Here is a 23453-nt window from a genome sequence, read left to right as displayed (position 1 = left end):
GTAGGAAACTGCTTTTCTTTTTTTTTTATGTAAATAAATGATATAGTTTTAGCAAGGCAGAGTGAGAATAGAAAGACTACTAAAAAGAATGGAAGATGTTATTTAGTTCGGTGGAAGTTTGGAAAGAGTAGCCAAGTTTTGGTTATAGAAAATAGAATGTATGTGTTATAATAAGTTTTATGAATTAGAAAACAAGGGTGATTTTTGTGTGTGACATCTACGGAGGGTATGCGGGTATAAGAGAGAAATTGATGGAGAAATTACGCCATCCTTATTTTATAAACTATATTGAAGAACCATTTATTGATGAAGAAAAAATAGCATTGTTATATGGTGCTTTAAAAAGTGAAAATTTACATATAGAACAAATTGAGCATTATGTAGTAACGATTATGCTTGTGCAAATTGCACTTGATACACATGAAAGAGTATCAAATAAAGCAGGGGAAGAAGCAAATGAATCGCATAAACGTCGCCAGTTAACAGTGCTTGCTGGTGATTACTATAGTGGGTTATATTATTACTTACTGTCTATGAATTGTGATATTGTTTTAATTCGTGCGCTTGCTGAAGGAATTAAAGAAATTAATGAACACAAAATAATGTTATATCAAAAAGCGCATGAAACGATGGATGACATAATGGAAAGTGTAGTAACGATTGAGTCTGCACTCTTGCAAAAAACATGTGATCATTTTCATTTATCGCATTGGAAGCCGTTTATAACGTATGTACTAGGAAAAAACCGTCTTCAAAAAGAATATGAACTGCACGCTGATAAACAACATTCACCTGTTTTTCAAGCAGTTCAAGGGATTATGAAGGATAAAGCGGAGGTAGAAACAGTTATTCATGGATGGATGATGGAACTCAGAAAGAAAGAAAATCAATATTTGGAAAACCACACAGATATAAGCGAAATAAACTCTGTGTTAAGAGATAAATCGAAGACATAAGCAATTTTACATTGGAAGAAGGTACGAGCATGCAACAATCAAAAGAAGAAAGAGTACATGATGTATTTGAGAAAATCTCTGATAAATACGATGTGATGAATTCTGTCATTAGTTTTCAAAGACATAAAGCGTGGCGTAAAGAGACGATGCGCATTATGGATGTAAAATCAGGTAGCAAAGCTCTTGATGTATGCTGCGGGACAGCGGACTGGACAATTGCGCTAGCTGGAGCGGTAGGTGAACAGGGCGAGGTTGTTGGTTTAGACTTCAGTGAAAATATGTTATCTGTCGGTAAGCAAAAGGTAGAGGCGTTACAATTAAAACAAGTAGAACTTTTACACGGGAATGCAATGGAACTTCCATTTGAAGATAACACGTTTGATTATGTAACGATTGGATTTGGTTTACGTAACGTACCGGATTATATGCACGTATTAAAAGAAATGACGCGTGTAGTAAAACCAGGTGGAAAAGTGATTTGTTTAGAAACATCTCAACCAACAATGATTGGTTTTCGACAAGGGTATATTTTATACTTTAAATATATCATGCCGTTATTTGGAAAGTTATTTGCGAAAAGTTTTAAAGAATATTCATGGCTGCAAGAATCTGCTAGTACATTCCCAGGTATGAAAGAATTGGCTAATATGTTCGAAAAAGCTGGACTTGAACGTGTACAAGTGAAGCCGTTTACTTTTGGGGTAGCAGCGATGCACTTAGGTATGAAACCAGAATCAAAATAGAAAAAAGAAAAAAGAAAAAAGAAGTTTTAGGTTAAGGTGAACAATATGAAGTTACAACTTATGTACTCTTTTTTACGATCGGATATTAATGTGATAGAAAAAGAATTAAAAAAGACAGTTGCTTCTGAACAGCCATTGGTAGAAGAGGCGGCATTACAACTTATTGAAGCTGGTGGGAAGCGAATTCGTCCTGTATTTGTGTTGCTTGCGGGAAAATTTGGAGATTATAAGTTAGATGCAATTAAACATGTAGCTGTTGCGTTAGAACTTATTCATATGGCTTCTCTTGTTCACGATGATGTTATTGATGCTGCATTTTTACGACGTGGTAGTGCAACTGTGAATGCGAAATGGGGAGATCGTATTGCAATGTATACAGGGGACTATTTGTTCGCTAAGTCTCTTGAATGTATAACAAATATCGAAATTCCAGAGGCGCATCAGGCGCTATCGCATACCATTTTAGAAGTGTGTAAAGGTGAAATTGAACAAATTAAAGATAAGTACAATTATGACCAAAATTTACGAACGTATTTAAGAAGAATAAAGCGAAAAACAGCCTTATTAATTGCTGCGAGTTGTCAACTAGGAGCAATTGCTGCTGGCGCTAATCGTGATACGGTAAATCGACTATTTTGGTATGGGTATTTTGTAGGAATGTCGTATCAAATTATTGATGATATTTTAGACTTCGTTTCCACAGAAGAGAAGCTTGGAAAACCTGCTGGTGGTGATTTGTTACAAGGGAATATTACGCTTCCTGCCCTATACGCTATGGAAGATCCCGTGCTTCGTAAGAAAATCACATCTGTACATGAAAATACAACAGCGGACGAAATGAAAGGAATTATTGAGGCTGTAAAAAATAGTGACGCTATTGATCAAGCATTTGCGTTTAGTGAACGTTATTTACATAAAGCATTAGAAATCATAAAACCACTTCCGCGTGGACAAGCGAAGTATGCATTACAAAATGTAGCAAAGTATATTGGGAAACGAAAATTTTAGTGTTTTTTCTAAAAAATAAAATAATCTCTCTATTTCAAAACTATTGCGCAATTGTGATAAGGGTGTTAATATGTGTGTGGGGATATACAATTACATACATAATTCAGAAGTGGAGAGATTTTTTATGGAAAAAACATTTCTAATGGTAAAACCAGACGGTGTACAACGTGCCTTCATTGGGGAAATCGTAGCTCGTTTTGAGAAAAAAGGCTTTCAATTAGTTGGTGCGAAATTAATGCAAGTCACTCCGGAAATTGCTGGACAACACTATGCTGAGCACACAGAGAAACCTTTCTTTGGTGAATTAGTAGACTTTATTACATCTGGACCTGTATTCGCAATGGTATGGCAAGGTGAAGGCGTAGTAGATACAGCTCGTAACATGATGGGTAAAACAAGACCACATGAAGCAGCTCCTGGAACAATTCGTGGAGATTTCGGTGTAACTGTTGCGAAAAACATTATCCATGGTTCTGATTCGTTAGAAAGTGCAGAGCGCGAGATTGCTATTTTCTTTAAGGAAGAAGAATTAGTTGACTACTCAAAATTAATGAATGAATGGATTTACTAATTATTTTGAAATAATTTGTAAACGCTTTAATCACTGTGATAATAGTAGAAAGTGCAAGGAGAATAGGGGTATTCTTCTTGCACTTTTTTTGTTTCAATTAGTTACGAAGTTAGAGCTGTTATGATATATTGATATGTAAAGTAAAAGGCCTATCGGAGAATAAGCGAATGGCTGATCAAATATATAATTTCTTTCATATTTTTAGAGTAAGGAAAGATAATATCATTGCTTAATATAGCGGGATAAATACATATACGAAAAGAGGAATAACGTATGCGATATATTACAGCTGGTGAATCTCATGGTCCACAACTTACAACGATTATAGAAGGTGTTCCGGCAGGACTGCCTTTAGTAGCGGATGATATAAATGAAGAGTTAGCTAGAAGGCAAAAGGGGCATGGGCGTGGTAGACGCATGCAAATTGAAACAGATCAAGTGCAAATTGTAAGTGGTGTTAGACATGGAGAGACATTAGGTTCTCCAATTGCACTTGTTGTTGAAAATCGTGATTTTGCACATTGGACAAAAATTATGGGCGCAGAGCCTTTAACGGAACAAGAAGAAAAAGAAATGAAAAGGAAAGTAACAAAACCAAGACCTGGGCATGCTGATTTAAATGGTGCGATTAAATATGGTCATAGAGATATGAGAAATGTACTGGAGCGTTCTTCAGCACGCGAAACGACAGTGCGTGTTGCTGCTGGTGCGGTTGCTAAAAAAGTGTTAGCAGAACTTGGTATTACAGTGGCGGGCCATGTAATTGAAATTGGCGGTGTACAGGCTCAGGAATTTACCTATAGTTCAATTGAAGAATTAAAAAGTATTACAGAAGCATCACCAGTACGTTGCTTAGATGAAGCAGCAGGTAACCAAATGATGAAAGCAATTGATGATGCGAAAGCAAATGGTGATTCAATAGGTGGAATCGTTGAAGTGATTGTGGAAGGAATGCCAATTGGGGTCGGTAGCTATGTGCATTATGATCGAAAACTGGATGCAAAATTAGCAGCTGCAATTATGAGCATTAATGCTTTTAAAGGTGTCGAGATTGGAATTGGTTTTGAAGCAGCGCATAGACCGGGAAGTGAAGTTCATGATGAAATTCTGTGGAATGAGGAACATGGATATACACGAAGAACAAATAATGCAGGTGGATTAGAAGGCGGTATGACAACTGGAATGCCAATTGTTGTGCGCGGTGTGATGAAACCGATCCCTACACTATATAAACCTCTTCAAAGTATAGATATTGATACGAAAGAGCCTTTTACAGCAAGTATTGAACGTTCAGATAGTTGTGCTGTGCCAGCAGCTAGTGTCGTTGCAGAAGCGGTTGTGGCTTGGGAATTAGCGACAGCTTTAATAGAACAATTCGGATTAGATCGTATGGACCTTATTCGTGAAAATATTGAGAAACATAATGAATATGCGAGGGGATTTTAATGGGAAACATACATATTCAAACGAAATCAAAAGAATATAATGTACATGTAGGAAAACAATCGTTGTCAAAGTTGACAACGATTGTTCAAAACATGCAGCCATCTGTGTCAAACATCATGATCATTTCAGATGAAGCTGTTGCGTCTTTACATTTACAGACAGTTGTAGATGCATTGCAAATAAAGCAAAAAGTATTTTCATTTGTCGTACCGAGTGGCGAAAAAGAGAAGTCTTTTGAAAATTTCTATGCGGCTCATACGTCAGCTCTTGAAAATAAATTAGATAGAAATTCTTTAATTGTTGCACTTGGAGGCGGGATGATTGGAGATTTAGCTGGTTTTGTTGCTGCGTCATTTATGCGTGGAATTCGCTTCGTTCAAGTTCCAACGACTTTATTAGCTCATGATAGCGCAGTAGGTGGGAAAGTAGCGATCAATCATCCGTTAGGTAAAAATATGATTGGTGCATTCCATCAACCGGAAGTAGTTGTATATCATACGCCGTTTTTACAGTCACTTCCTGAAAAAGAGTGGCGTTCAGGTTATGCAGAAGTGATAAAACATGCTCTTATTGGTGATGTAAATCTGTATCATTGGTTAAAAGAAGAAGTACAAACATTAGCGGATCTTCGTGATGAGAAGCTAATCCATATATTAACGAAGGCAATTCCTGTAAAGGCAAATATTGTATCACAAGATGAAACAGAAAAAGGCGTACGTGCCCATTTGAACTTTGGACATACGTTAGGCCATGCTCTTGAAAAAGAACTAGGATATGGAAATATTACTCACGGTGACGGAGTAGCGGTTGGAATGTTATTTGCCTTGTTTTTAAGTGAGCAAGTGTACAAGGTTAATCTTTCTTATGAAGAGATGAAGCAGTGGTTCTTAAAGTACGGATATCCAAAAATGCCAAGTGATTTGAATGTAGAGCGTCTCGTTCAATTGATGAAACAAGATAAGAAAGCGAACGCTGGAGCAATTCATATGGTGTTAATGCAGGAATATGGGGTAGTGAATGTCGTATCTATTCCAGATGAGACTGTTCATATTGCGTTAGAGGCATTTCAAAAGGATATGGTTTAAGAGCTAAGAAGTGCTTGTTTAAAGGTATCCTCGTAATAGTGACGGTTAAGATAAACGATTGCAGTGAGAAATTACAACCTTATTGTAATTGAATTGAATAAAACGACTGGGGGAAGAAAAATGAGAGTGAAAGAGCAATTGTTAACTTTGAGAGCATATGTACCTGGGAAAAATATTGAAGAAGTAAAAAGGGAATATGGGTTATCAAAAATTGTGAAATTAGCATCGAACGAAAATCCATTCGGTTGCTCAGCACGCGTAACAGAAGCATTAACTTCTTTAGCGAGTCAATACGCTCTTTATCCAGATGGATATGCATTTGAACTTCGGACAAAAGTAGCAGAGCAGTTAGGTGTCAAAGCAGAACAACTGTTATTTGGTAGTGGATTAGATGAAGTCATTCAAATGATTAGTCGTGCATTACTACATGAAGGAACAAATGTTGTAATGGCGAATCCAACATTCTCGCAATACCATCAACATGCTGTTATTGAAGGAGCAGAAGTTCGTGAAGTACCACTTAAAGATGGCATTCACGATTTAGATGCGATGTTACAGCAAGTAGATGATAAAACGAAGATTGTATGGATTTGTAACCCGAATAATCCGACAGGTACATATGTAGAGAAACAAAATTTACTTTCATTTTTAGAATCAGTTCCTAAGTCAGCGCTCGTTATTATGGACGAAGCATATTATGAATATGCGGGGGCAGAAGACTATCCGCAAACATTACCACTTCTTGAACAGTATGAAAATCTTATGGTTTTACGCACGTTTTCAAAAGCATATGGTTTAGCTGCTTTCCGTATCGGATATGCGGTTGGTAATGCGAATTTAATCGGGCAGCTAGAAGTAGCAAGGTTACCATTTAATACATCGACTGTAGCGCAGGCTGTAGCACTCGCTGCATTAGAAGATCAAGTATTTTTACAAGAATGTGTAAAAAAGAATGAAGAAGGATTAAATCAATATTACGCATTTTGTAAGGAATATAACGTATTCTATTATCCATCTCAAACAAATTTCATTTTCTTAAAACTCGGTATTCCTGGTAATGAGGCTTTCGAACGATTAATGAAGAAAGGATATATTGTTCGTTCTGGTGCTGCATTTGGTATACATGATGGTATTCGTATTACTGTCGGTTTGAAAGAAGAAAATGATGAAATTATAGAATTATTGAAAGAGCTTGTAAACGAGCAAGTAAAGAAAGAAGAAACATACTCTTAAGAGTTTGTGAAGGCTCCTAATATAGGAGTCTTTTTTATTTAAATGAAGGCCTGTAAAGCTTGATCCGTGCGTGTTAATAATTAATAAGGGAAGTTATTTGCACGGTAATGAAAGAAAACGGTACAATAGAAAGTAGTAATGCGGTATCGGTGTCATATTTGAATCGTTGTCTGTGAAAGTACAAGATGAAGTATGCTCATTCTAAAGGTTGCGTTCGTACACCTAGTTGCTTATGATAAAGTGAAACTTTAATCAGTGAGGGGATGCTCATCCTCTCACTGATTATTAGCCCGCACCAATCGGGGTAAATGAACAGAAAATAATATTTGTTAGAATTAAAGGAGACGTTTATGCAAAAGTTTGAACAAGCTGTTTCATATATTGAAAATGGTGAAGCGGAAAAAGGATTACAATTATTAAAAGAACAATTAAAAATTGCGAATGATGAAGAGAAGTATGATATCGCTCGCTATTATCATACACTTGGATTTACGGATGAAGCGTTAGCTATTACAGAAGACTTGCGTTTATTGTATCCGGAAGAAAGTGAATTCACTGTATTTTTAGCAGAATTATATATTGATCTAGACAAAGAAGATGAAGCGATTGAAGTGCTTCATGATATTCCAGAAAATGATGACTTATATGTTCAATCGTTATTACTTGTTGCAGATTTATTCCAAATGCAAGGTTTCGATGATGTAGCAGAACAAAAACTATTAAAGGCGAAAGAAATGATGCCTGACGAACCTGTTATTACGTTTGGATTAGCAGAGTTATATAGTAGTAAAGGTGAAGAACAAAAGGCAATCACTCATTATGAGTCGCTATTAGCAGAACATAAAGTCATGGGTGGTGTTGTCATTGCACTTCGCCTCGCAGAAACGTTAAGTGCGATTGGAAATTGGGAAGAAGCGATCTCTTACTATGAAGCAGGTTTAGAGGAACAAAAAGATATCCACTCATTATTTGGATATGCCTTCACATTATACCAAGGTGAAGAATATCAAAGAGCAATTGGTGCTTGGCAAGAACTAAAAGAATTAGATCCGGAGTATGCATCGCTGTACATGTATTTGGCGAAAAGCTATGAAAAAGAAGGAATGCTTCAAGAAAGCTATGAAACACTTCAAGAAGGAATTAAAGTAGATGAGCTTTCTGTACCATTTTATGTAGAATTAGCGAACATTGCGGCGAAATTAGGAAGAATAGCGGAAGCAGAGGAAGTGCTTCAAAAAGCGCTTGAGTTAGATCCAGGACATTTAGGTGCGATATTAAAATATGCGTATATCTTAAAAGAACAAGAAAAATATGAAGAGTTAATTGCAGTTGTAGAGCGTGCAATTGATAGCGGAGAACCAGATACACAACTACTTTGGGATCTTGCGTTTGCAAAAAAACAATTAGAAATGTATTCGGATGCATTAAAACACTATGAAAGTGCATATACTTCTTTTAAGAATCATCCAGACTTCTTGGAAGAGTACGGTTATTTCTTATTGGAAGAAGGTATGCGAAAAGAGGCGAAAGAAGTATTTACTCAGTTAATACAACTAGACCCGACACAAATTCATATTGAAGAATTGTTATATAATTTAGAGGATTTTTCATAAGTTGGAAGGAAACTGAATACCGCTTCTTGAATCTAAAAAGAAAAGAGAAAGACAGAGGAGGGACTTAATTGCTATGAATACCCCTGTTTCTGTAAACGAGAAGAAGGATTTTGTAAAATGGTTTTTGAATAATTACCAACTGAAACAGCGTGAATGTGTATGGATTTTGAATTATTTAATGAGTCATGACCAATTGATGCATAAAGTCCACTTCGTAGAGCATGCAAAATATTGTCCGCGTGGTTTAGTGATGTCCGCGAATTGTGTGAAAGACACACCATTTCACTTTTTTAAACAAAATGTTATGACAACAGATGCTGAAAAATCGTTTCATGATATTCGTTTAAATCGAGATGAAGATATTTATATTCAACTCAATTTTAAATCATCGTTTCAAAATGCCAATTATGTAGCTGTATTAGAAGAAAACCCGTATTTACCAAAGCATATTGAAGTAAATGAAAAAGATCGTTTACTTGCAGAAAGATTTTTAGAAGAAAGTGTATTTTCTTTTAGAAGAGAACGTCTTTTGAAACAAATTGATGAAGCGCTGGATAAGCAAGATAAGGAAGCGTTTCATAAGTTAACAGCTGAGTTAAAGATGTTATAGAATTCATTTGGATTCATAAAATTTTACAAATTTCAGACTTTTTTAAGAAAAACTACCTTAATATAGGTAGTTTTTCTTTTTTTACCTCTTTTAGTATGGTTTAATATATATAAAGTGAAAGTTCTGTCATTTGAAAATGAAGGGAGGGAAGACATTTGAAATGGAGTGTAAAAGATGTGGAGCAGTTTGAGCAAGCAAGAGATTATGTAGATACTGGTGTTATACCACTTTTATCAATTTCGGCAGCAAAAGAAATGAAAATGGTAGTAGAACAAGGTGAATTTATCGAATTGTTGAGTATGGAGTTGGAAAGAGAATATAAAGGAAGAGTACTTTTACTACCTGCATTTACGTATTTAGTAGAAAGTCAAAAAAATGAAAAAGGTCGTTTGCAAGAATGGACAAATCATTTGCAAAAGCAAGGTTTTAAACATATTGCTTATGTTACAAGTGATTTTTCATGGAAAGAAGATATGCAAGAGTTACAAGGAGATTTATTTTGGTTTCCTTCATTAGCGTTAGAACAATTTAGTGATCAAGCGAAAAGAGAAGTTATTCATGCACATATAAAAAATATAATGGTGATGTTAGAAGAAAAATGGGGAAAGTATTAATAAACAGAAAGTTCTTATTATTATGAGTAGTATGATATTGACCTGTACCTAAGCGTATTATATCATGATAGTGTCCTAGTTTTTATTTTTTATATAATTTATCACGAGGGGACAATTTCTGATAGAGGGGGGAAATTTTCGTGAGCGAGAAAGAACATCGTGTATCAAGAAGACAGTTTTTAAATTACACCCTTACAGGGGTAGGAGGCTTTATGGCAGCGGGTATTTTAATGCCGATGACGCGATTTGCGCTTGATCCGGTGTTAAGAAAAGAAGCGGGAACGGATATGGTTGCTGTTGCACAAGTAAAGGATATTACAACAGAGCCGAAACGTTTCGACTTTAAGGTGAAGCAGGTTGATGGTTGGTACAAGTCCGAAGAGCCAAAATCAGCTTGGGTTCATAAAGATGAAAGCGGAGACATTGTTGCGTTCTCTCCAGTATGTAAACATTTAGGATGTACAGTTAACTGGAATTCGGACAAAGCACATCCGAATCAATTCTTTTGTCCATGTCACGGGGGCCGTTACACAAAAGATGGGATGAACATTAAAGGCACGCCGCCCCTTGCTCCGCTTGATGTATACGAGTCCAAAGTAAAAGATGGAACGCTGTATTTAGGCAAAGCGAAGCCAAAAGGGGGTGCAAAGTAGATGCTAAATAAAATTTATGATTGGGTAGATGAAAGGTTAGATATTACACCAATATGGCGTGATATCGCTGATCATGAAGTACCTGAACATGTAAACCCGGCACATCACTTTTCTGCATTCGTTTATTGCTTTGGAGGACTTACCTTTTTCGTTACTGTAATTCAAATTTTATCAGGAATGTTTTTGACGATGTATTATGTGCCTGATATTAAAAATGCTTGGGAATCGGTTTATTATTTACAAAATGAAGTTGCATATGGGCAAATTGTTCGTGGTATGCACCACTGGGGCGCTAGTCTCGTCATTGTAATGATGTTTTTACATACACTTAGAGTTTTCTTCCAGGGTGCGTATAAAAAGCCTCGTGAGTTAAACTGGATTGTTGGTGTTCTTATTTTCTTTGTTATGTTAGGTCTTGGTTTTACCGGATATTTATTACCGTGGGATATGAAAGCATTATTTGCTACGAAAGTAGGGATTCAAATTGCAGAGCAAACGCCGCTCATTGGTCCTTATATTAAAACATTACTCGCTGGTCATTCCGAAATTGTTGGCGCTCAAACATTAACTCGCTTCTTTGCTATTCACGTCTTCTTCTTACCAGCAGCACTTCTAGGTTTAATGGCCTTCCACTTCATCATGATTCGCAAACAAGGTATTTCCGGTCCGCTATAAGAGATTGCTAAATTAAAGGGGAAAGAACTAAAGGAGGGAGATTATGCATCGAGGCAAAGGGATGAAGTTTGTAGGAGATTCTCGGGTACCAGTAGCTCGGAAACCAAATATTCCAAAAGACTATTCTGAATACCCAGGAAAAACAGAAGCGTTTTGGCCGAACTTCTTGTTAAAAGAATGGATGGTTGGTGCAGTTTTTTTAATCGGTTATTTATGTTTAACAGTGGCGCATCCGTCACCACTTGAGAGAATGGCAGATCCAACTGATGCCGGATATATACCACTTCCAGATTGGTATTTCTTATTCTTGTATCAGTTATTAAAGTATTCTTATGCTTCTGGTTCATTTACTGTAATTGGAGCGTTTATTATGCCAGGGATTGCGTTTGGCGCATTATTGTTAGCTCCATTTCTTGACCGAGGCCCAGAAAGACGCCCATTGAAGCGTCCTGTAGCAACTGGATTTATGCTTTTAGCAATTGCATCGATTATCTTTTTAACTTGGGAATCTGTAGCACACCACGACTGGGAAGCTGCAAAAAAACAAGGAGCAATTGTAAAAACAGCACCAGTTGATAAAAATGATGACGGCTATAAATTAATGCAAAAAAATACTTGTTTAACATGTCACGGTGACAATTTACAAGGCGGGGCAGCAGCACCGGCACTGCAAAATTTAACTTTAAAGCCAGAAGAAATTGCTAAAATTGCGAAAGATGGAAAAGGTTCAATGCCTAAAGGAGTATTTAAAGGTACAGATGAGGAACTGAAGAAACTTTCGGAATTCGTTGCAAAGTATAATAAAAAATAATAAAAAGCTGACTACAAAAATTTGTAGTCAGCTTTTTATTTTGATGAAAGAAAGTTTACTATATAATAGAGTAGAGTTTGAGGAAAGAATGACTTTGTTTGAAAGGTGTTGGACATACAGCTTGGTTTATTTGTATGCAATGTTAAGACAACGCTCTATATTATTATTTTTATTAGTTGTTAACATATTAGGTACAATATACGGATTTATATGGTATGGAAATCAATTAAAAGAAACCTCACCTATATTTTGGCCGTTTGTACCCGATAGCCCGATGGCGAGTCTCTTTTTTGTCTTTGTTTTAATTGCTTTTTTAAGAAAGAGAAATTGGGGATTAATAGAGGCGCTAGCGATTGTTACTTTAATGAAATATGGTATATGGGCTGTTGTTGTAAATGCAATTATGATCTATGTAAAAGGTCCTATTGGTCTTATGGGGTATATGTTAATGCTTTCGCATTTTGCGATGGCAGTACAAGCAGTGCTATATGCGCCGTTTTACCGTATAAAAAAATGGCATTTTGCGGTAGCAGCTATATGGACATTACATAATGATGCAATTGATTATTTATTTTGGCAAATGCCGAGATATGGAATTATGCATTTGTTTGTAGAAGAAATTGGTTACTTTACGTTTTGGCTAAGCATCGTCACACTATGTCTTACATATTATTATTGCTTACGTGAGAACCGAAAACAGTTTTCTTTATGAACATTTAGGGGGAGAAAATGAAGAAGAATAAGAGTCGTACAAAAATATTGGATCGATTGATTACTATAGTTGTTTCATATAGCATAGCATTTTCTATATTTGCACTCGCAACAACAGCGGTTGTATACGGAAAATGGCTATATTATTTTGAAATTGATTTTTTAAACATTCCAGATTTAGCGGATATGACGAAGGATGATATTAAAAGAAATTATGATGTGCTTATTACATATTTATCGCCGTTTTATGATGGAGCATTGCAGTTGCCAACATTAGATATGTCTACAAATGGCCGTATTCATTTTGTAGATGTTAAAAATATTTTAGTAAAGATTCAATATGTAATGTATGCGACAATTATGATTGCAATAACAGGCGGGATTTATTTATTAAAAAAGAAAAATGAAAAGTTTTTACTGCACGGATCAATTTTAACAATTATCTTACCGATCGCGCTCATGTTACCGATCGCTATTAATTTTGAAAAGAGTTTTGTATTATTCCATAAACTTTTATTTAGTAATGATTATTGGATGTTTGATATTGAAACGGATCCAATTATATTAATGTTACCAGAAGAATTCTTTATGCATGCTGCGTGTGCTATTTTATTATTTATTTTATGCGGCAGCATAATTTGTTACAGTTTGTATAGATATTTCGTAAAAAAGAAAAGGGTTTCAAAGGAAAAATTCTCTGTTTAAAGAGAATTTTTTTGTTTGTAAAATGATAATATATTTTTCGGTCCAGTTCTGTTCTATTCTTGTCCAAATTAACATATTTTGTACTAGTAGTTATAGGGGGGACCGTGATGAAGAGAACATTAATTGGATTAATAGCATTTCTAATTATAATGTTTCCGTTACGTATATATGCTGAAGAGTGGAGTGAACTAACAGGGTTGTTAGACGACTCATTACAATTAGTGAAGCGTAATGAAGATGGAAAAGCAGTACAAGTATTACAACATTTCTCCGAGCAGTTTGTTATAAAGGGGAATGAAAAGAAGCAAGAAGTAACGCCAGATCAGGTTAGAGTTATTTCTTTAGCTTACGACAAGGCGAAACAATCTCTCTCGGAAACAGATTTAGGTAAACAAGTTAAAATTGATAATGTGTTAGCCCTGCAGCTCGCTGTTGATGCGCAAGTGTCGAAATATCAACCGCTTTGGATGGAAAGAGAAAGAAAAGTAATGGGTGCCTTTTCTCAAATGGAAAAAGCGATGAAAAAAGAAGATACGGGACAGTTTCAACAAACGTTAAACACATTTTTACATGAATTTAATATTATTTATCCAAGCTTAATGATCGCCCTGCCAGAAAATGAAGTGCAGCGTGTAAATGCCCATTTATCTTATTTGGATGAATTTCGTAACGTTATGTTAAATACGAAAGGGGGGCAAATGCAAGTAGGAATCATTAAAGGGGATTTGCAAAAAATATTTCACACAGTAAAAAAAGATGAAATTGCACCCTCTCTCATTTGGTTTATGACAATTACTGGAGGTCTTATTTTATTCACATTAACTTATGTTGGATGGAGAAAGTATAAAGGAGAGAGAGAAAAAAGAAAAAGTAATGTACACTCTAAGAATAGATAATGCAATAAATAAAGATACGGATTGTAAGTTTTATTCATTGACAATGATGTCAGAAGAAAATAGAATGAGAAGTACTATAATTAAAACTTCAATGGAGGTTCAGAGGTTCATGATGTTTTATTTAATTTACTTCGCGATCATAATGATCATACCGTTGTATGCACAGTCAAAAGTACGTAGTGCCTATAGCAAGTATTCACAAGTTTATTCAACTTCAGGTATGACAGGAGCGGAAGTGGCTCGAAAAATTTTAGATGAGAACGGATTATACAACGTAGCTGTAGAAGAAACACCAGGTCATTTATCAGATCATTATGATCCAACTGCCAAAACAGTTCGATTATCAACAGATAACTATTACGGTCATTCAGTTGCTGGTACAGCAGTTGCAGCACACGAAGTAGGACACGCAATTCAAGACGCAAAAGATTATAACTTTATGCGTATTCGTCATTCGTTAGTGCCAGTTGCAAACTTTGGATCGAATATTTCTTGGGTATTTATTATGATTGGTGCCTTTGCATCTATGTCTAACTTGTTGTTATTAGGTATCATTTTAATGGCAGCAGGTGTTGTGTTCCAACTTGTGACATTACCTGTTGAGTTTGATGCATCAAAGCGTGCAATGCAACAAATTGAAGCGTTAGGTATCGTATCAACAGATGAATATGGCCAAGCTCGTAAAGTATTAAATGCGGCAGCATTAACATATGTAGCGGCTGCAGCTGTAGCAGTATTTGAATTATTACGTCTCGTATTAATGTATACTGGTATGCAGCGTAGCGACGACTAAAGACTATCAATTTTGATAGTCTTTTTTGTTTTGTGGATTGAATTATATAATGTATTGCAAATAGAAATAATAGAAGGAATAGAAGTAATGCGGAAAGGCGGTGGGGGAAGTGAAATATCCAAGTCGTTTAGTAAAACAAGTGAAAGAACAAAGCGCTTCTTATCAGTTAGAAGGCTTTTTAAGTGGACAAGGTCCTGAAAATCCAAAATTTATGCTGTTAGGAGAAGCGCCTGGTGAAACAGAAATTCATAATGGGATTCCGTTTTGCGGGAGAGCGGGAAAACAATTAATGGGTTTTTTAGAACGGATTCATGTTACAAGGGAAGAAGTATATATTACGAGCGCTGTACGAAGCAGACCGTATAAGTGGCGAGAGAAAAAAGAACGAAATGGTGAGATCGTACAGAAAAAGTATAATAGAACGCCAAATCAAGGGGAAATACTTGCCCATGCCCCTTTGTTAGATTATGAATTAGAGAAAATAAACCCGAAGCTTATCGTCACACTTGGAAATATCGGTCTTCAACGTTTAACAGGAAAAAATAAAAAAATCACAGATGTACACGGACAATTATTAAAACAGCCTATTCAAAAATTAAAGAATATGCAAAGTGCAGCGTTTACATGGTCAGAGGAAGAATATCATATTTTCCCGACCTTTCATCCTGCTTCCATTTTTTATAATCGGAGTTTATTGGAGCTTATTTATGAGGATTTAGATAAACTTAAAAAATATGTAATAAAAAACTAGAAAAGCTAGAGAGCTTTTCTAGTTGCGTTTATTTATGTAACGGATTTTTATTTTCATCTAACGTAAAACCTTCACCAACTACATCATGTACATCACTTACAGCAACAAAGGCATGAGGATCTACAGAAGTAATAATATTTTTTAATTTCACGATTTCATTTTTAGCAACAACGCAATATAATACGTTCCGTTCCACTTTCGTATACGATCCAACAGCTTTTAAAAAAGTAGCTCCGCGTTCCATATCAGATAAAATTTTGGCAGCAATTTCATCGTTTTTATCTGAGATAATAGTTGCTCCTTTTGCCGCATAGGCTCCTTCTTGCATAAAATCAATGACTTTCGCCCCGATAAAAACAGCAACTAACGTATACATGCCCTCGCGGTATGATAAATAGGTAAGAATAGAGACGATAATGACGATAGCATCAAACATAAACATCGTTTTCCCCATACTCCAGCCAACATATTTATGAGCGAGTCTTGCGATAATATCTACACCGCCAGTAGTCCCGCCATATTTAAATATTATGCCAAGACCGACACCGATAAATGCCCCGGCGAATAAAGCCGCGAGTGTCATATCATTTTGTAAGTTTAAATGTAAGTTAAGAACTTCGTAACGTTGAAAAATCCATAGAAATAAAGATACGCTGAAGGTGCCGATTAGTGTATAGATAAATGTCGTTCTTCCAAGTAACTTCCAACCAATAAAAAATATAGGGATATTTAAAATTAAGTTTGAATAAGAAGGATCAAACTTAAATAGAAAATACAATAATAGTGTAATACCGGTAAATCCACCTTCTGCAAGGTGATTTTCAATATTGATATTCACAATACCGAAAGAAAAAATAGCGGAACCGATTAAAATGAAAATGATATTTCGAATCTTCAAATTTGATGTCATATAGAAATCCTCCTAATTATGTAAATTGCATTGCTCCGCTGATACGGTAAAACATAATGATAAGTAATTTCTAGTTGTTAGTAAAAATAGAGAAGGCTGTAAAAAAACGCAAAAGAAGTTTCTATTTACCTCGTTCCAACGGCTGGTAGGAGATAAAGCTCTGAAGAAGGACAAACCAGCCGTAGGAACCCGATTGGTTCTGGCTGATCTTTTGCAAAAAACGCAAAAGAAAGTTTCACTTTACCCCGCTCTAACGGCTGGTAGAGGATAAAGCAGTGAAGTGAGATCAAACCAGCCGTAAGAGCCCGATTGGTTCAACTAATCTTTTGCAAAAAACGCAAAAGAAAGTTTCACTTTATTATAGTCTATCCAAAAAAGGGTCGCAAATAGGTGTTTGGCGGGGAATAATATTTGTCAAATCGCGATGAATTGGCTAACATGAAAGAGGAAGGATTAGAGGTGAATTGTATGGAAGCAAAAACGATGAAGGATATGCAGAAAGAAGTAGATGCATATATTGGTCAGTTTAAAGAAGGTTATTTCAGTCCACTTGCAATGATGGCTCGTTTAACGGAAGAAATGGGGGAGCTTGCAAGAGAGGTAAATCATTATTATGGTGAGAAACCGAAGAAAACAACTGAAAAAGAACGTAGTCTGGAAGAAGAGCTTGGAGATGTATTATTTGTTATGATTTGTATGGCAAATAGTTTAAATATTGATTTAGAAACGGCACATAACATTGTAATGAATAAATTTAATACACGTGATAAAGATCGCTGGACACGTATTGATGAGGGAGAGAAAGAATAATGAAAGAAATTAAAGTAATTATCGCTGGACCAAGAGGACGTATGGGACATGAAGCAGTCCTTCTTATGGAAAGAACGGAACATTTTAATTTGGTAGCAGCAGTGGATTATAAGCATGGTGGAGAGAAAATTTCTGATTTACCGGGCATGCCAGCGTTACAAGCGCCAATTTACGCAGATTTACATACTTGTTTAGAGGAAGTAGAAGCAGATGTGTTGTTAGATTTAACAACGCCAGAAGTTGGGAAACAACACGTTACACTAGCAGTTGAGCGTGGACTTCGTTCTGTTATTGGTACAACTGGATTTACAGAAGAAGAACTAAAGCAATTAAGAGAGAATGCGAAAGAAAAAGCAGTAGGAACAATTATCGCTCCAAACTTTGCAATTGGTGCAGTTCTTATGATGAAATTCTCACAAATGGCAGCGAAGTATTTCCAAGATGTTGAAGTAATTGAATTGCATCATGATCAAAAGTTAGATGCACCATCTGGTACAGCAGTAAAAACAGTAGAATTAATTCGTCAAAATCGTGAATCAAAGCAGCAAGGTCATCCGAATGAAGTAGAACAACTAGAAGGTGCTCGTGGTGCAAATGTAGACGGCATTCACATTCATAGTGTACGTTTACCAGGACTTATTGCACACCAAGAAGTAATGTTTGGTGGAGATGGACAAATGTTAACGGTTCGTCATGATTCATTCAATCGTGCATCATTTATGTCGGGTGTAAAACTATCAATTGATACAGTAATGAATCTAGATCATCTTGTGTACGGTTTAGAAAATATTATCGACTAAAGGGGAGACAACGGATGAAAATTGCCTTAATCGCACATGACAAAAAGAAAGATGACATGGTTTCGTTTGCATACGCATATAAACCAATTTTTGAACAACATGAATTATTTGCAACAGGGACGACAGGACTTCGTATTATGGAGGCAACTGGTTTAGTTGTAACAAGATTTCAGTCGGGTCCTCTTGGTGGCGATCAAGAAATTGGTGCCATGATTGCAAAAAACGATATGGATATGGTGATTTTTTTCCGAGATCCACTAACTGCTCAGCCGCATGAACCAGATGTAAATGCATTGCTTCGTTTATGTGATGTATATGCGATTCCACTTGCAACGAATATGGCAAGTGCTGAAATGTTAATGCACGCATTAGAGCGAGGAGATTTAGATTACCGCAAGTTTAGAAAATGAGGGGAACAATTATGAGTGGATTACATATATTAGCGTTTGGTGCTCATGCCGATGATGTCGAAATCGGCATGGCTGGTACCATTGCTAAATATACGAAGCAAGGGTATGAAGTAGGTATTTGTGATTTAACAGAAGCTGACCTTTCTTCTAATGGAACGATAGAATTGAGAAAAGAAGAAGCAAAGGCGGCAGCTCGTATAATGGGAGTAAAAACGAGACTGAATTTAGCGATGCCAGACCGTGGTTTGTATATGAAAGAAGAGTATATACGTGAAATTGTAAAGGTGATTCGTACATATAAACCGAAACTAGTTTTCGCGCCGTATTATGAAGATCGTCATCCAGATCATGCAAATTGTGCAAAACTTGTGGAAGAAGCTATTTTTTCAGCGGGAATTCGTAAATATATGCCAGAGGTTTCGCCACATCGCGTGGAGTCTTTTTATTATTATATGATTAATGGTTTTCATAAACCGAATTTTTGTATAGATATAAGTGAGTACCTTTCTATAAAAGTGGAAGCATTAGAAGCGTATGAAAGTCAGTTTTCAACAGGGAGTGATGGTGTGAAAACGCCGTTAACAGAAGGTTACGTTGAAACTGTGGTCGCTCGAGAGAAAATGTTTGGAAAAGAAGTTGGAGTCTTATATGCCGAGGGATTTATGAGTAAGAAACCGGTTTTATTACATGCTGATTTAATAGGGGGGATGTAAATGAAATTAAAAATAGGTATTACATGTTATCCTTCTGTAGGTGGTTCTGGAGTTGTTGGAACAGAATTAGGAAAGCAATTAGCGGAACGCGGGCATGAAATTCATTTTATTACATCGGGTTTACCATTCCGGTTAAATAAAGTGTATCCAAATATTTATTTTCATGAAGTGACGGTAAATCAATACTCTGTATTTCAATATCCACCATACGATTTAGCGTTAGCGAGTAAAATGGCAGAGGTTGCACAAAGAGAGAACCTAGATATTTTACATGTGCATTACGCAATACCACATGCCATTTGTGCTTATTTAGCAAAACAAATGATTGGAGAGCGTATTAAAATTGTTACAACCTTACATGGAACAGATATTACTGTGTTAGGTTCTGACCCTTCGTTAAATAATTTAATTCGTTTTGGTATTGAGCAATCTGATGTTGTGACGGCTGTCTCGCATTCATTGATTAACGAAACGCATGAGCTTGTAAAACCAAATAAAAACATTCAAACGGTATATAACTTTATAGACGAGCGTGTATATTTCAAGCGTGATATGTCTCAATTAAAGAAAGAATACGGTATAAGTGAGAGTGAAAAGATACTGATTCACATTTCAAATTTCCGTAAAGTGAAACGTGTGCAAGATGTTGTTCAGGCATTTGCTAAAATTGTTACAGAAGTAGATGCGAAGTTGCTTCTTGTTGGAGATGGACCAGAATTTTGCACGATTTTACAGATAGTAAAAAATTTACATATTGAAGATCGCGTCTTATTCTTAGGGAAGCAAGATAATGTTGCAGAGCTACTTGCGATGAGTGATCTAATGTTGCTTCTTTCAGAGAAGGAGAGTTTTGGTCTTGTTTTATTAGAAGCGATGGCGTGTGGTGTACCTTGTATCGGAACAAGGGTTGGAGGTATTCCAGAAGTCATTCAACATGGTGAAACAGGATATTTATGTGAAGTTGGCGATTCAACAGGAGTGGCAAATCAAGCCATTCAGCTATTAAAGGATGAAGAACTTCACCGTAATTTGGGAGAGCGAGCAAGAGAAAGTGTTTACGAGCAGTTCCGCTCTGAAAAAATCGTCTCACAATATGAAACGATTTACTATGATGTACTAAGGGATGACAAAAATGGAGAGATTTAAAAAAGCTAGTTCTATTATTGAGACTTTAAAGCAACAAGGACATGAGGCCTACTTTGTCGGTGGAAGCGTACGAGATCTTATTATCGATAGGCCGATTGGAGATATTGATATTGCGACATCTGCTTTACCAGAAGAAGTGATGGCTATATTTCCAAGACATGTTCCTGTTGGTCTTGAGCATGGAACTGTAATTGTGGTAGAAAATGGTGAACCTTATGAGGTAACCACTTTTCGAACAGAGGGCGAATATGAAGATTTTCGAAGACCTAGTAGTGTTCAATTTGTTCGTTCATTAGAAGAGGATTTAAAACGTCGTGATTTCACAATGAATGCAATTGCGATGACAGAAGAAGGCAAAATGGTTGATTTATTTGCTGGACAGCAAGCGATTCAAAAGAGAGAAATTGTGACGGTTGGCAATGCTGCGGATCGTTTTCAAGAAGACGCCCTGCGAATGATGCGTGGTATTCGTTTCGTAAGTACGTTAGGTTTTTCTTTAGAAATGAAAACGAAACAAGCAATAGAAACATATGGACATTTGCTAGAACACATTGCAATTGAGCGAATTACAGTGGAGTTTGAGAAACTGTTAACTGGTACATATTGCGTGAAGGGCTTGCAAGAATTAGTAGAAACGAAGCTATTTTCTCATCTGCCATATTTACAAATGTCAGATGAGAGATTATTAAAAGCTACGCAGTATAACTGGGATTCTTTTGAAACGGACATTGAGGCATGGGCATTCTTCTTATATTGTATTGGGGAAGAGCATCCATCTGTCTTTTTACGTCAATGGAAGTTTTCAAATAAAAAAATAAAAGATATCGTCGCAGTTTTATTAACACTCCGTACGAGAAAGGAGAAGGATTGGGATACAGTCTTTCTTTATAAAACGGGAATTCATATCGCTGAAATGGCAGAAAGAGTATATGAAGCGATGATTGAAAGCTATGATAATACATCTGTGAAACGAGTACAAACGTTGTTTGAAGCATTGCCAATCAAGAATCGACAAGAAATGAATGTGACTGGGAATGATTTATTAAACTGGGCAAATAAAAAGCCAGGTCCGTGGGTTGCTGAAATGATTCAAAAGGTTGAAGAAGCAATCTTACAAGGAAACGTAGTTAATGAGAAAGAGTGTATAAGGGAGTGGCTGCAAGAATGCAATCTACTATAAGAAAGCAGTTATTGCAAGTTTTTTCAGAAGCGGATGGCGCGTTTGTATCTGGCCAAACGATTAGTGATAAACTTGGTTGTTCAAGAACCGCTGTGTGGAAACATATGGAGGACCTTCGGAATGAGGGATATGAACTTGAAGCTGTGCGTCGATTAGGTTATCGAATTGCGAGTAAGCCAGACAAAGTGACTGCTAATGAAATTCAGTTAGGGTTACAAACGAAACATATTGGTAGAACGGTATATTTTGAAGAGTCTGTTGAATCTACGCAGCATATTGCAGCAAAACTTGCTTATGAAGGTGCAGAAGAAGGAACGATTGTTGTTGCAGAAGAACAAACAGCCGGCAGAGGTCGTTTAAGTAGGAAATGGCATTCACCAAAAGGAACAGGAATTTGGATGAGTATTATTTTACGTCCATCAATCCCGGTTCATCATGCACCACAACTTACTTTATTAGCGGCTGTTAGCGTTGCACAAGCAATTGAAAAGTGCACGGGTGTAAACGTAGGAATAAAATGGCCGAATGATATTTTAATTCAAGGTAAAAAGGCTGTAGGTATATTAACAGAAATGCAGGCTGATCCTGATAAAATTAATGCTGTCATTATGGGTATTGGTATTAATGCAAATCAAAAGCAAGAGCATTTTGATGAGGAAATTCAGCATATTGCTACTTCTTTAGCGATTGAATCCGGTGAGCCAATTGTTCGTGCAGAGCTGATGCAACAAATCTTTTTACAACTAGAAAAATTATATGAAGAGTATTTACAAAATGGTTTCTCTGTCATTAAAATTCTTTGGGAAAGTTACGCTGTGAGCATCGGGAAAGAAATTACCGCTCGAACGATGAGAGAGACAATTACAGGCGTAGCAAAAGGAATTACAGAGGATGGTGTATTGCTTCTGGAGGACCATGAAGGGAAAGTACATCACATTCATTCTGCGGATATCGAAATTAAGTAAAAGAAGTTCCTTTTGGGAACTTCTTTTTATTTGACTATTACTTTGCCTTCCATTCCTTTAAGAAGGTGGTACCGGCATATTAATTCATATGTACCAGTATTTTTAGGTTTCACGGTAATGTTTTTTTCTTTTCCTGACTCGACTACGACATCAATGCCGAGTTTTTTTACTGTAAAGGTGTGTTCATTCTTACCTTTGTTTTTTAATAACAATGTTGTTGACTCTTCAATTGGAATGGTGATGACGTTTGGATGAAAGTAATCATCATTCAGTTCGACCTCAATTACTTTCGTTGAATCGATAGGTTGTGTTACGACGTTAACTGAGGCAAATGCATGGAAGGAGCTAAAAGTTATCATCCCTACAATCATCAGAAGCAAACCGGTGAATGGAAATAACCATTTGTTCATAAACATGCGCAATTCTCCTTTTGTAAGTACTTTTCTCAATTAACCTGCATCATTAGTTTAAGAGTTATACGAGGCATTTTAAACAAAGCTGTATCTTTCTATGATTGAGTTATTTATAAAAATTTCACATACCGTAATAGGAATAAAAAATTATTTTTTCGAAAAAATGTAGTAATCCCTTTTTGGAGTTTGCTATAATTAGTTCGAATGTGGGCAGTATCAGAGCGAACTGCAC

At 36.2% G+C, this 23453-nt stretch carries 27 protein-coding genes; 25 read left to right on the top strand and 2 right to left on the bottom strand.

The window, feature by feature from the left end; translation table 11 throughout:
• Positions 1-206 precede the first annotated feature (206 nt).
• The 18 genes from JDS99_RS08335 (at position 207) to JDS99_RS08250 (ending at position 15874) form a co-directional block, all read left to right on the top strand.
• Positions 207-956: a heptaprenyl diphosphate synthase component 1 gene (locus JDS99_RS08335; protein WP_141542766.1), complete on the top strand. Its 750-nt coding sequence runs from the start codon at positions 207-209 to the stop codon at positions 954-956.
• 29 nt (positions 957-985) lie between these two features.
• Positions 986-1699: a 2-heptaprenyl-1,4-naphthoquinone methyltransferase gene (menG, locus tag JDS99_RS08330; protein WP_098857580.1), complete on the top strand. Its 714-nt coding sequence runs from the start codon at positions 986-988 to the stop codon at positions 1697-1699.
• A gap of 45 nt (positions 1700-1744) precedes the next feature.
• Positions 1745-2707, top strand: a complete 963-nt coding sequence (hepT, locus tag JDS99_RS08325; RefSeq protein WP_000776075.1) for a heptaprenyl diphosphate synthase component II — start codon at positions 1745-1747, stop codon at positions 2705-2707.
• 124 nt (positions 2708-2831) lie between these two features.
• On the top strand, positions 2832-3278 hold the full coding sequence (gene ndk / locus JDS99_RS08320; RefSeq protein ID WP_000415885.1) for a nucleoside-diphosphate kinase: 447 nt from the start codon (positions 2832-2834) through the stop codon (positions 3276-3278).
• A 273-nt stretch (positions 3279-3551) separates the two neighbouring features.
• Entirely contained in the window at positions 3552-4724 is a 1173-nt protein-coding gene (gene aroC / locus JDS99_RS08315; RefSeq protein ID WP_087985544.1) for a chorismate synthase, read from the top strand.
• On the top strand, positions 4724-5809 hold the full coding sequence (gene aroB / locus JDS99_RS08310) for a 3-dehydroquinate synthase (RefSeq protein ID WP_199694921.1): 1086 nt from the start codon (positions 4724-4726) through the stop codon (positions 5807-5809). Before aroC ends, aroB begins: the two co-directional genes overlap by 1 nt.
• Before the next feature lie 120 nt (positions 5810-5929).
• Positions 5930-7042, top strand: coding sequence for a histidinol-phosphate transaminase (gene hisC / locus JDS99_RS08305; RefSeq protein WP_098857578.1), 1113 nt, complete (start codon positions 5930-5932; stop codon positions 7040-7042).
• Between the two features lie 350 nt (positions 7043-7392).
• Positions 7393-8655: a tetratricopeptide repeat protein gene (locus tag JDS99_RS08300; protein ID WP_088062701.1), complete on the top strand. Its 1263-nt coding sequence runs from the start codon at positions 7393-7395 to the stop codon at positions 8653-8655.
• Between the two features lie 73 nt (positions 8656-8728).
• Positions 8729-9265, top strand: a complete 537-nt coding sequence (locus JDS99_RS08295; RefSeq protein WP_001095922.1) for a ReoY family proteolytic degradation factor — start codon at positions 8729-8731, stop codon at positions 9263-9265.
• A gap of 155 nt (positions 9266-9420) precedes the next feature.
• Entirely contained in the window at positions 9421-9879 is a 459-nt protein-coding gene (locus JDS99_RS08290; RefSeq protein ID WP_199694920.1) for a YpiF family protein, read from the top strand.
• Positions 9880-10019: 140 nt separating this feature from the next.
• Positions 10020-10532, top strand: a complete 513-nt coding sequence (gene qcrA / locus JDS99_RS08285) for a menaquinol-cytochrome c reductase iron-sulfur subunit (RefSeq protein ID WP_001290419.1) — start codon at positions 10020-10022, stop codon at positions 10530-10532.
• Positions 10533-11207: a menaquinol-cytochrome c reductase cytochrome b subunit gene (gene qcrB / locus JDS99_RS08280; RefSeq protein WP_000932700.1), complete on the top strand. Its 675-nt coding sequence runs from the start codon at positions 10533-10535 to the stop codon at positions 11205-11207.
• Between the two features lie 43 nt (positions 11208-11250).
• Positions 11251-12018 (top strand): menaquinol-cytochrome c reductase cytochrome b/c subunit, encoded by a 768-nt coding sequence (gene qcrC, locus JDS99_RS08275; RefSeq protein WP_000554601.1) that lies wholly within the window; start codon positions 11251-11253, stop codon positions 12016-12018.
• Positions 12019-12139: 121 nt separating this feature from the next.
• Positions 12140-12730 (top strand): lipoprotein heptaprenylglyceryl N-acetyltransferase LhaT, encoded by a 591-nt coding sequence (gene lhaT / locus JDS99_RS08270; RefSeq protein ID WP_098857577.1) that lies wholly within the window; start codon positions 12140-12142, stop codon positions 12728-12730.
• A 17-nt stretch (positions 12731-12747) separates the two neighbouring features.
• Positions 12748-13434, top strand: coding sequence for a lipoprotein intramolecular transacylase Lit (gene lit / locus JDS99_RS08265; protein WP_098857576.1), 687 nt, complete (start codon positions 12748-12750; stop codon positions 13432-13434).
• Between the two features lie 107 nt (positions 13435-13541).
• Positions 13542-14330: a sporulation protein YpjB gene (gene ypjB, locus JDS99_RS08260; RefSeq protein WP_088062706.1), complete on the top strand. Its 789-nt coding sequence runs from the start codon at positions 13542-13544 to the stop codon at positions 14328-14330.
• A gap of 112 nt (positions 14331-14442) precedes the next feature.
• A complete protein-coding gene (locus JDS99_RS08255) occupies positions 14443-15123 on the top strand; it encodes a zinc metallopeptidase (protein ID WP_002096760.1) in 681 nt (226 codons plus the stop codon).
• A 109-nt stretch (positions 15124-15232) separates the two neighbouring features.
• A complete protein-coding gene (locus JDS99_RS08250; RefSeq protein WP_097907595.1) occupies positions 15233-15874 on the top strand; it encodes a uracil-DNA glycosylase in 642 nt (213 codons plus the stop codon).
• A gap of 28 nt (positions 15875-15902) precedes the next feature.
• Here the strand turns inward: JDS99_RS08250 and JDS99_RS08245 are convergent, their stop codons facing one another.
• Entirely contained in the window at positions 15903-16784 is an 882-nt protein-coding gene (locus tag JDS99_RS08245) for a YitT family protein (protein WP_000203306.1), read from the bottom strand.
• Positions 16785-17252: 468 nt separating this feature from the next.
• On the opposite strand from JDS99_RS08245, the gene JDS99_RS08240 reads away from it, so the two are divergent.
• Genes JDS99_RS08240 through JDS99_RS08210 form a run of 7 tightly spaced genes read left to right on the top strand, consistent with a single transcriptional unit; the run spans position 17253 to position 22808 of the window.
• Positions 17253-17594 carry a nucleotide pyrophosphohydrolase gene (locus JDS99_RS08240; protein ID WP_048543622.1) on the top strand — a complete coding sequence of 114 codons (342 nt, stop codon included), beginning with the start codon at positions 17253-17255 and terminating at the stop codon, positions 17592-17594.
• Positions 17594-18394 (top strand): dihydrodipicolinate reductase, encoded by an 801-nt coding sequence (gene dapB, locus JDS99_RS08235; protein WP_048543525.1) that lies wholly within the window; start codon positions 17594-17596, stop codon positions 18392-18394. Before JDS99_RS08240 ends, dapB begins: the two co-directional genes overlap by 1 nt.
• A 14-nt stretch (positions 18395-18408) precedes the next feature.
• The gene (gene mgsA, locus JDS99_RS08230; RefSeq protein ID WP_046955216.1) at positions 18409-18804 is read left to right on the top strand and encodes a methylglyoxal synthase; all 396 of its coding nucleotides are present in this window, start codon (positions 18409-18411) and stop codon (positions 18802-18804) included.
• 11 nt (positions 18805-18815) lie between these two features.
• Positions 18816-19517, top strand: coding sequence for a bacillithiol biosynthesis deacetylase BshB1 (gene bshB1, locus JDS99_RS08225; protein ID WP_048543522.1), 702 nt, complete (start codon positions 18816-18818; stop codon positions 19515-19517).
• On the top strand, positions 19518-20663 hold the full coding sequence (gene bshA, locus JDS99_RS08220; RefSeq protein WP_199694919.1) for an N-acetyl-alpha-D-glucosaminyl L-malate synthase BshA: 1146 nt from the start codon (positions 19518-19520) through the stop codon (positions 20661-20663).
• Positions 20650-21843 carry a CCA tRNA nucleotidyltransferase gene (locus JDS99_RS08215; protein WP_088608755.1) on the top strand — a complete coding sequence of 398 codons (1194 nt, stop codon included), beginning with the start codon at positions 20650-20652 and terminating at the stop codon, positions 21841-21843. The genes bshA and JDS99_RS08215 overlap by 14 nt, the downstream gene beginning before the upstream one ends.
• Complete coding sequence (locus JDS99_RS08210; protein WP_046955213.1) at positions 21828-22808, top strand: biotin--[acetyl-CoA-carboxylase] ligase; 981 nt, start codon at positions 21828-21830, stop codon at positions 22806-22808. Before JDS99_RS08215 ends, JDS99_RS08210 begins: the two co-directional genes overlap by 16 nt.
• A gap of 26 nt (positions 22809-22834) precedes the next feature.
• Here the strand turns inward: JDS99_RS08210 and JDS99_RS08205 are convergent, their stop codons facing one another.
• The gene (locus tag JDS99_RS08205; RefSeq protein WP_078183454.1) at positions 22835-23224 is read right to left on the bottom strand and encodes a cupredoxin domain-containing protein; all 390 of its coding nucleotides are present in this window, start codon (positions 23222-23224) and stop codon (positions 22835-22837) included.
• Between the last annotated feature and the right edge of the window lie 229 nt (positions 23225-23453).

The sequence above is a fragment of the Bacillus cereus group sp. N6 genome (assembly GCF_016483705.1).
Taxonomy (GTDB): domain Bacteria; phylum Bacillota; class Bacilli; order Bacillales; family Bacillaceae_G; genus Bacillus_A; species Bacillus_A wiedmannii.
This window is presented reverse-complemented; position numbering and strand designations above follow the sequence as displayed.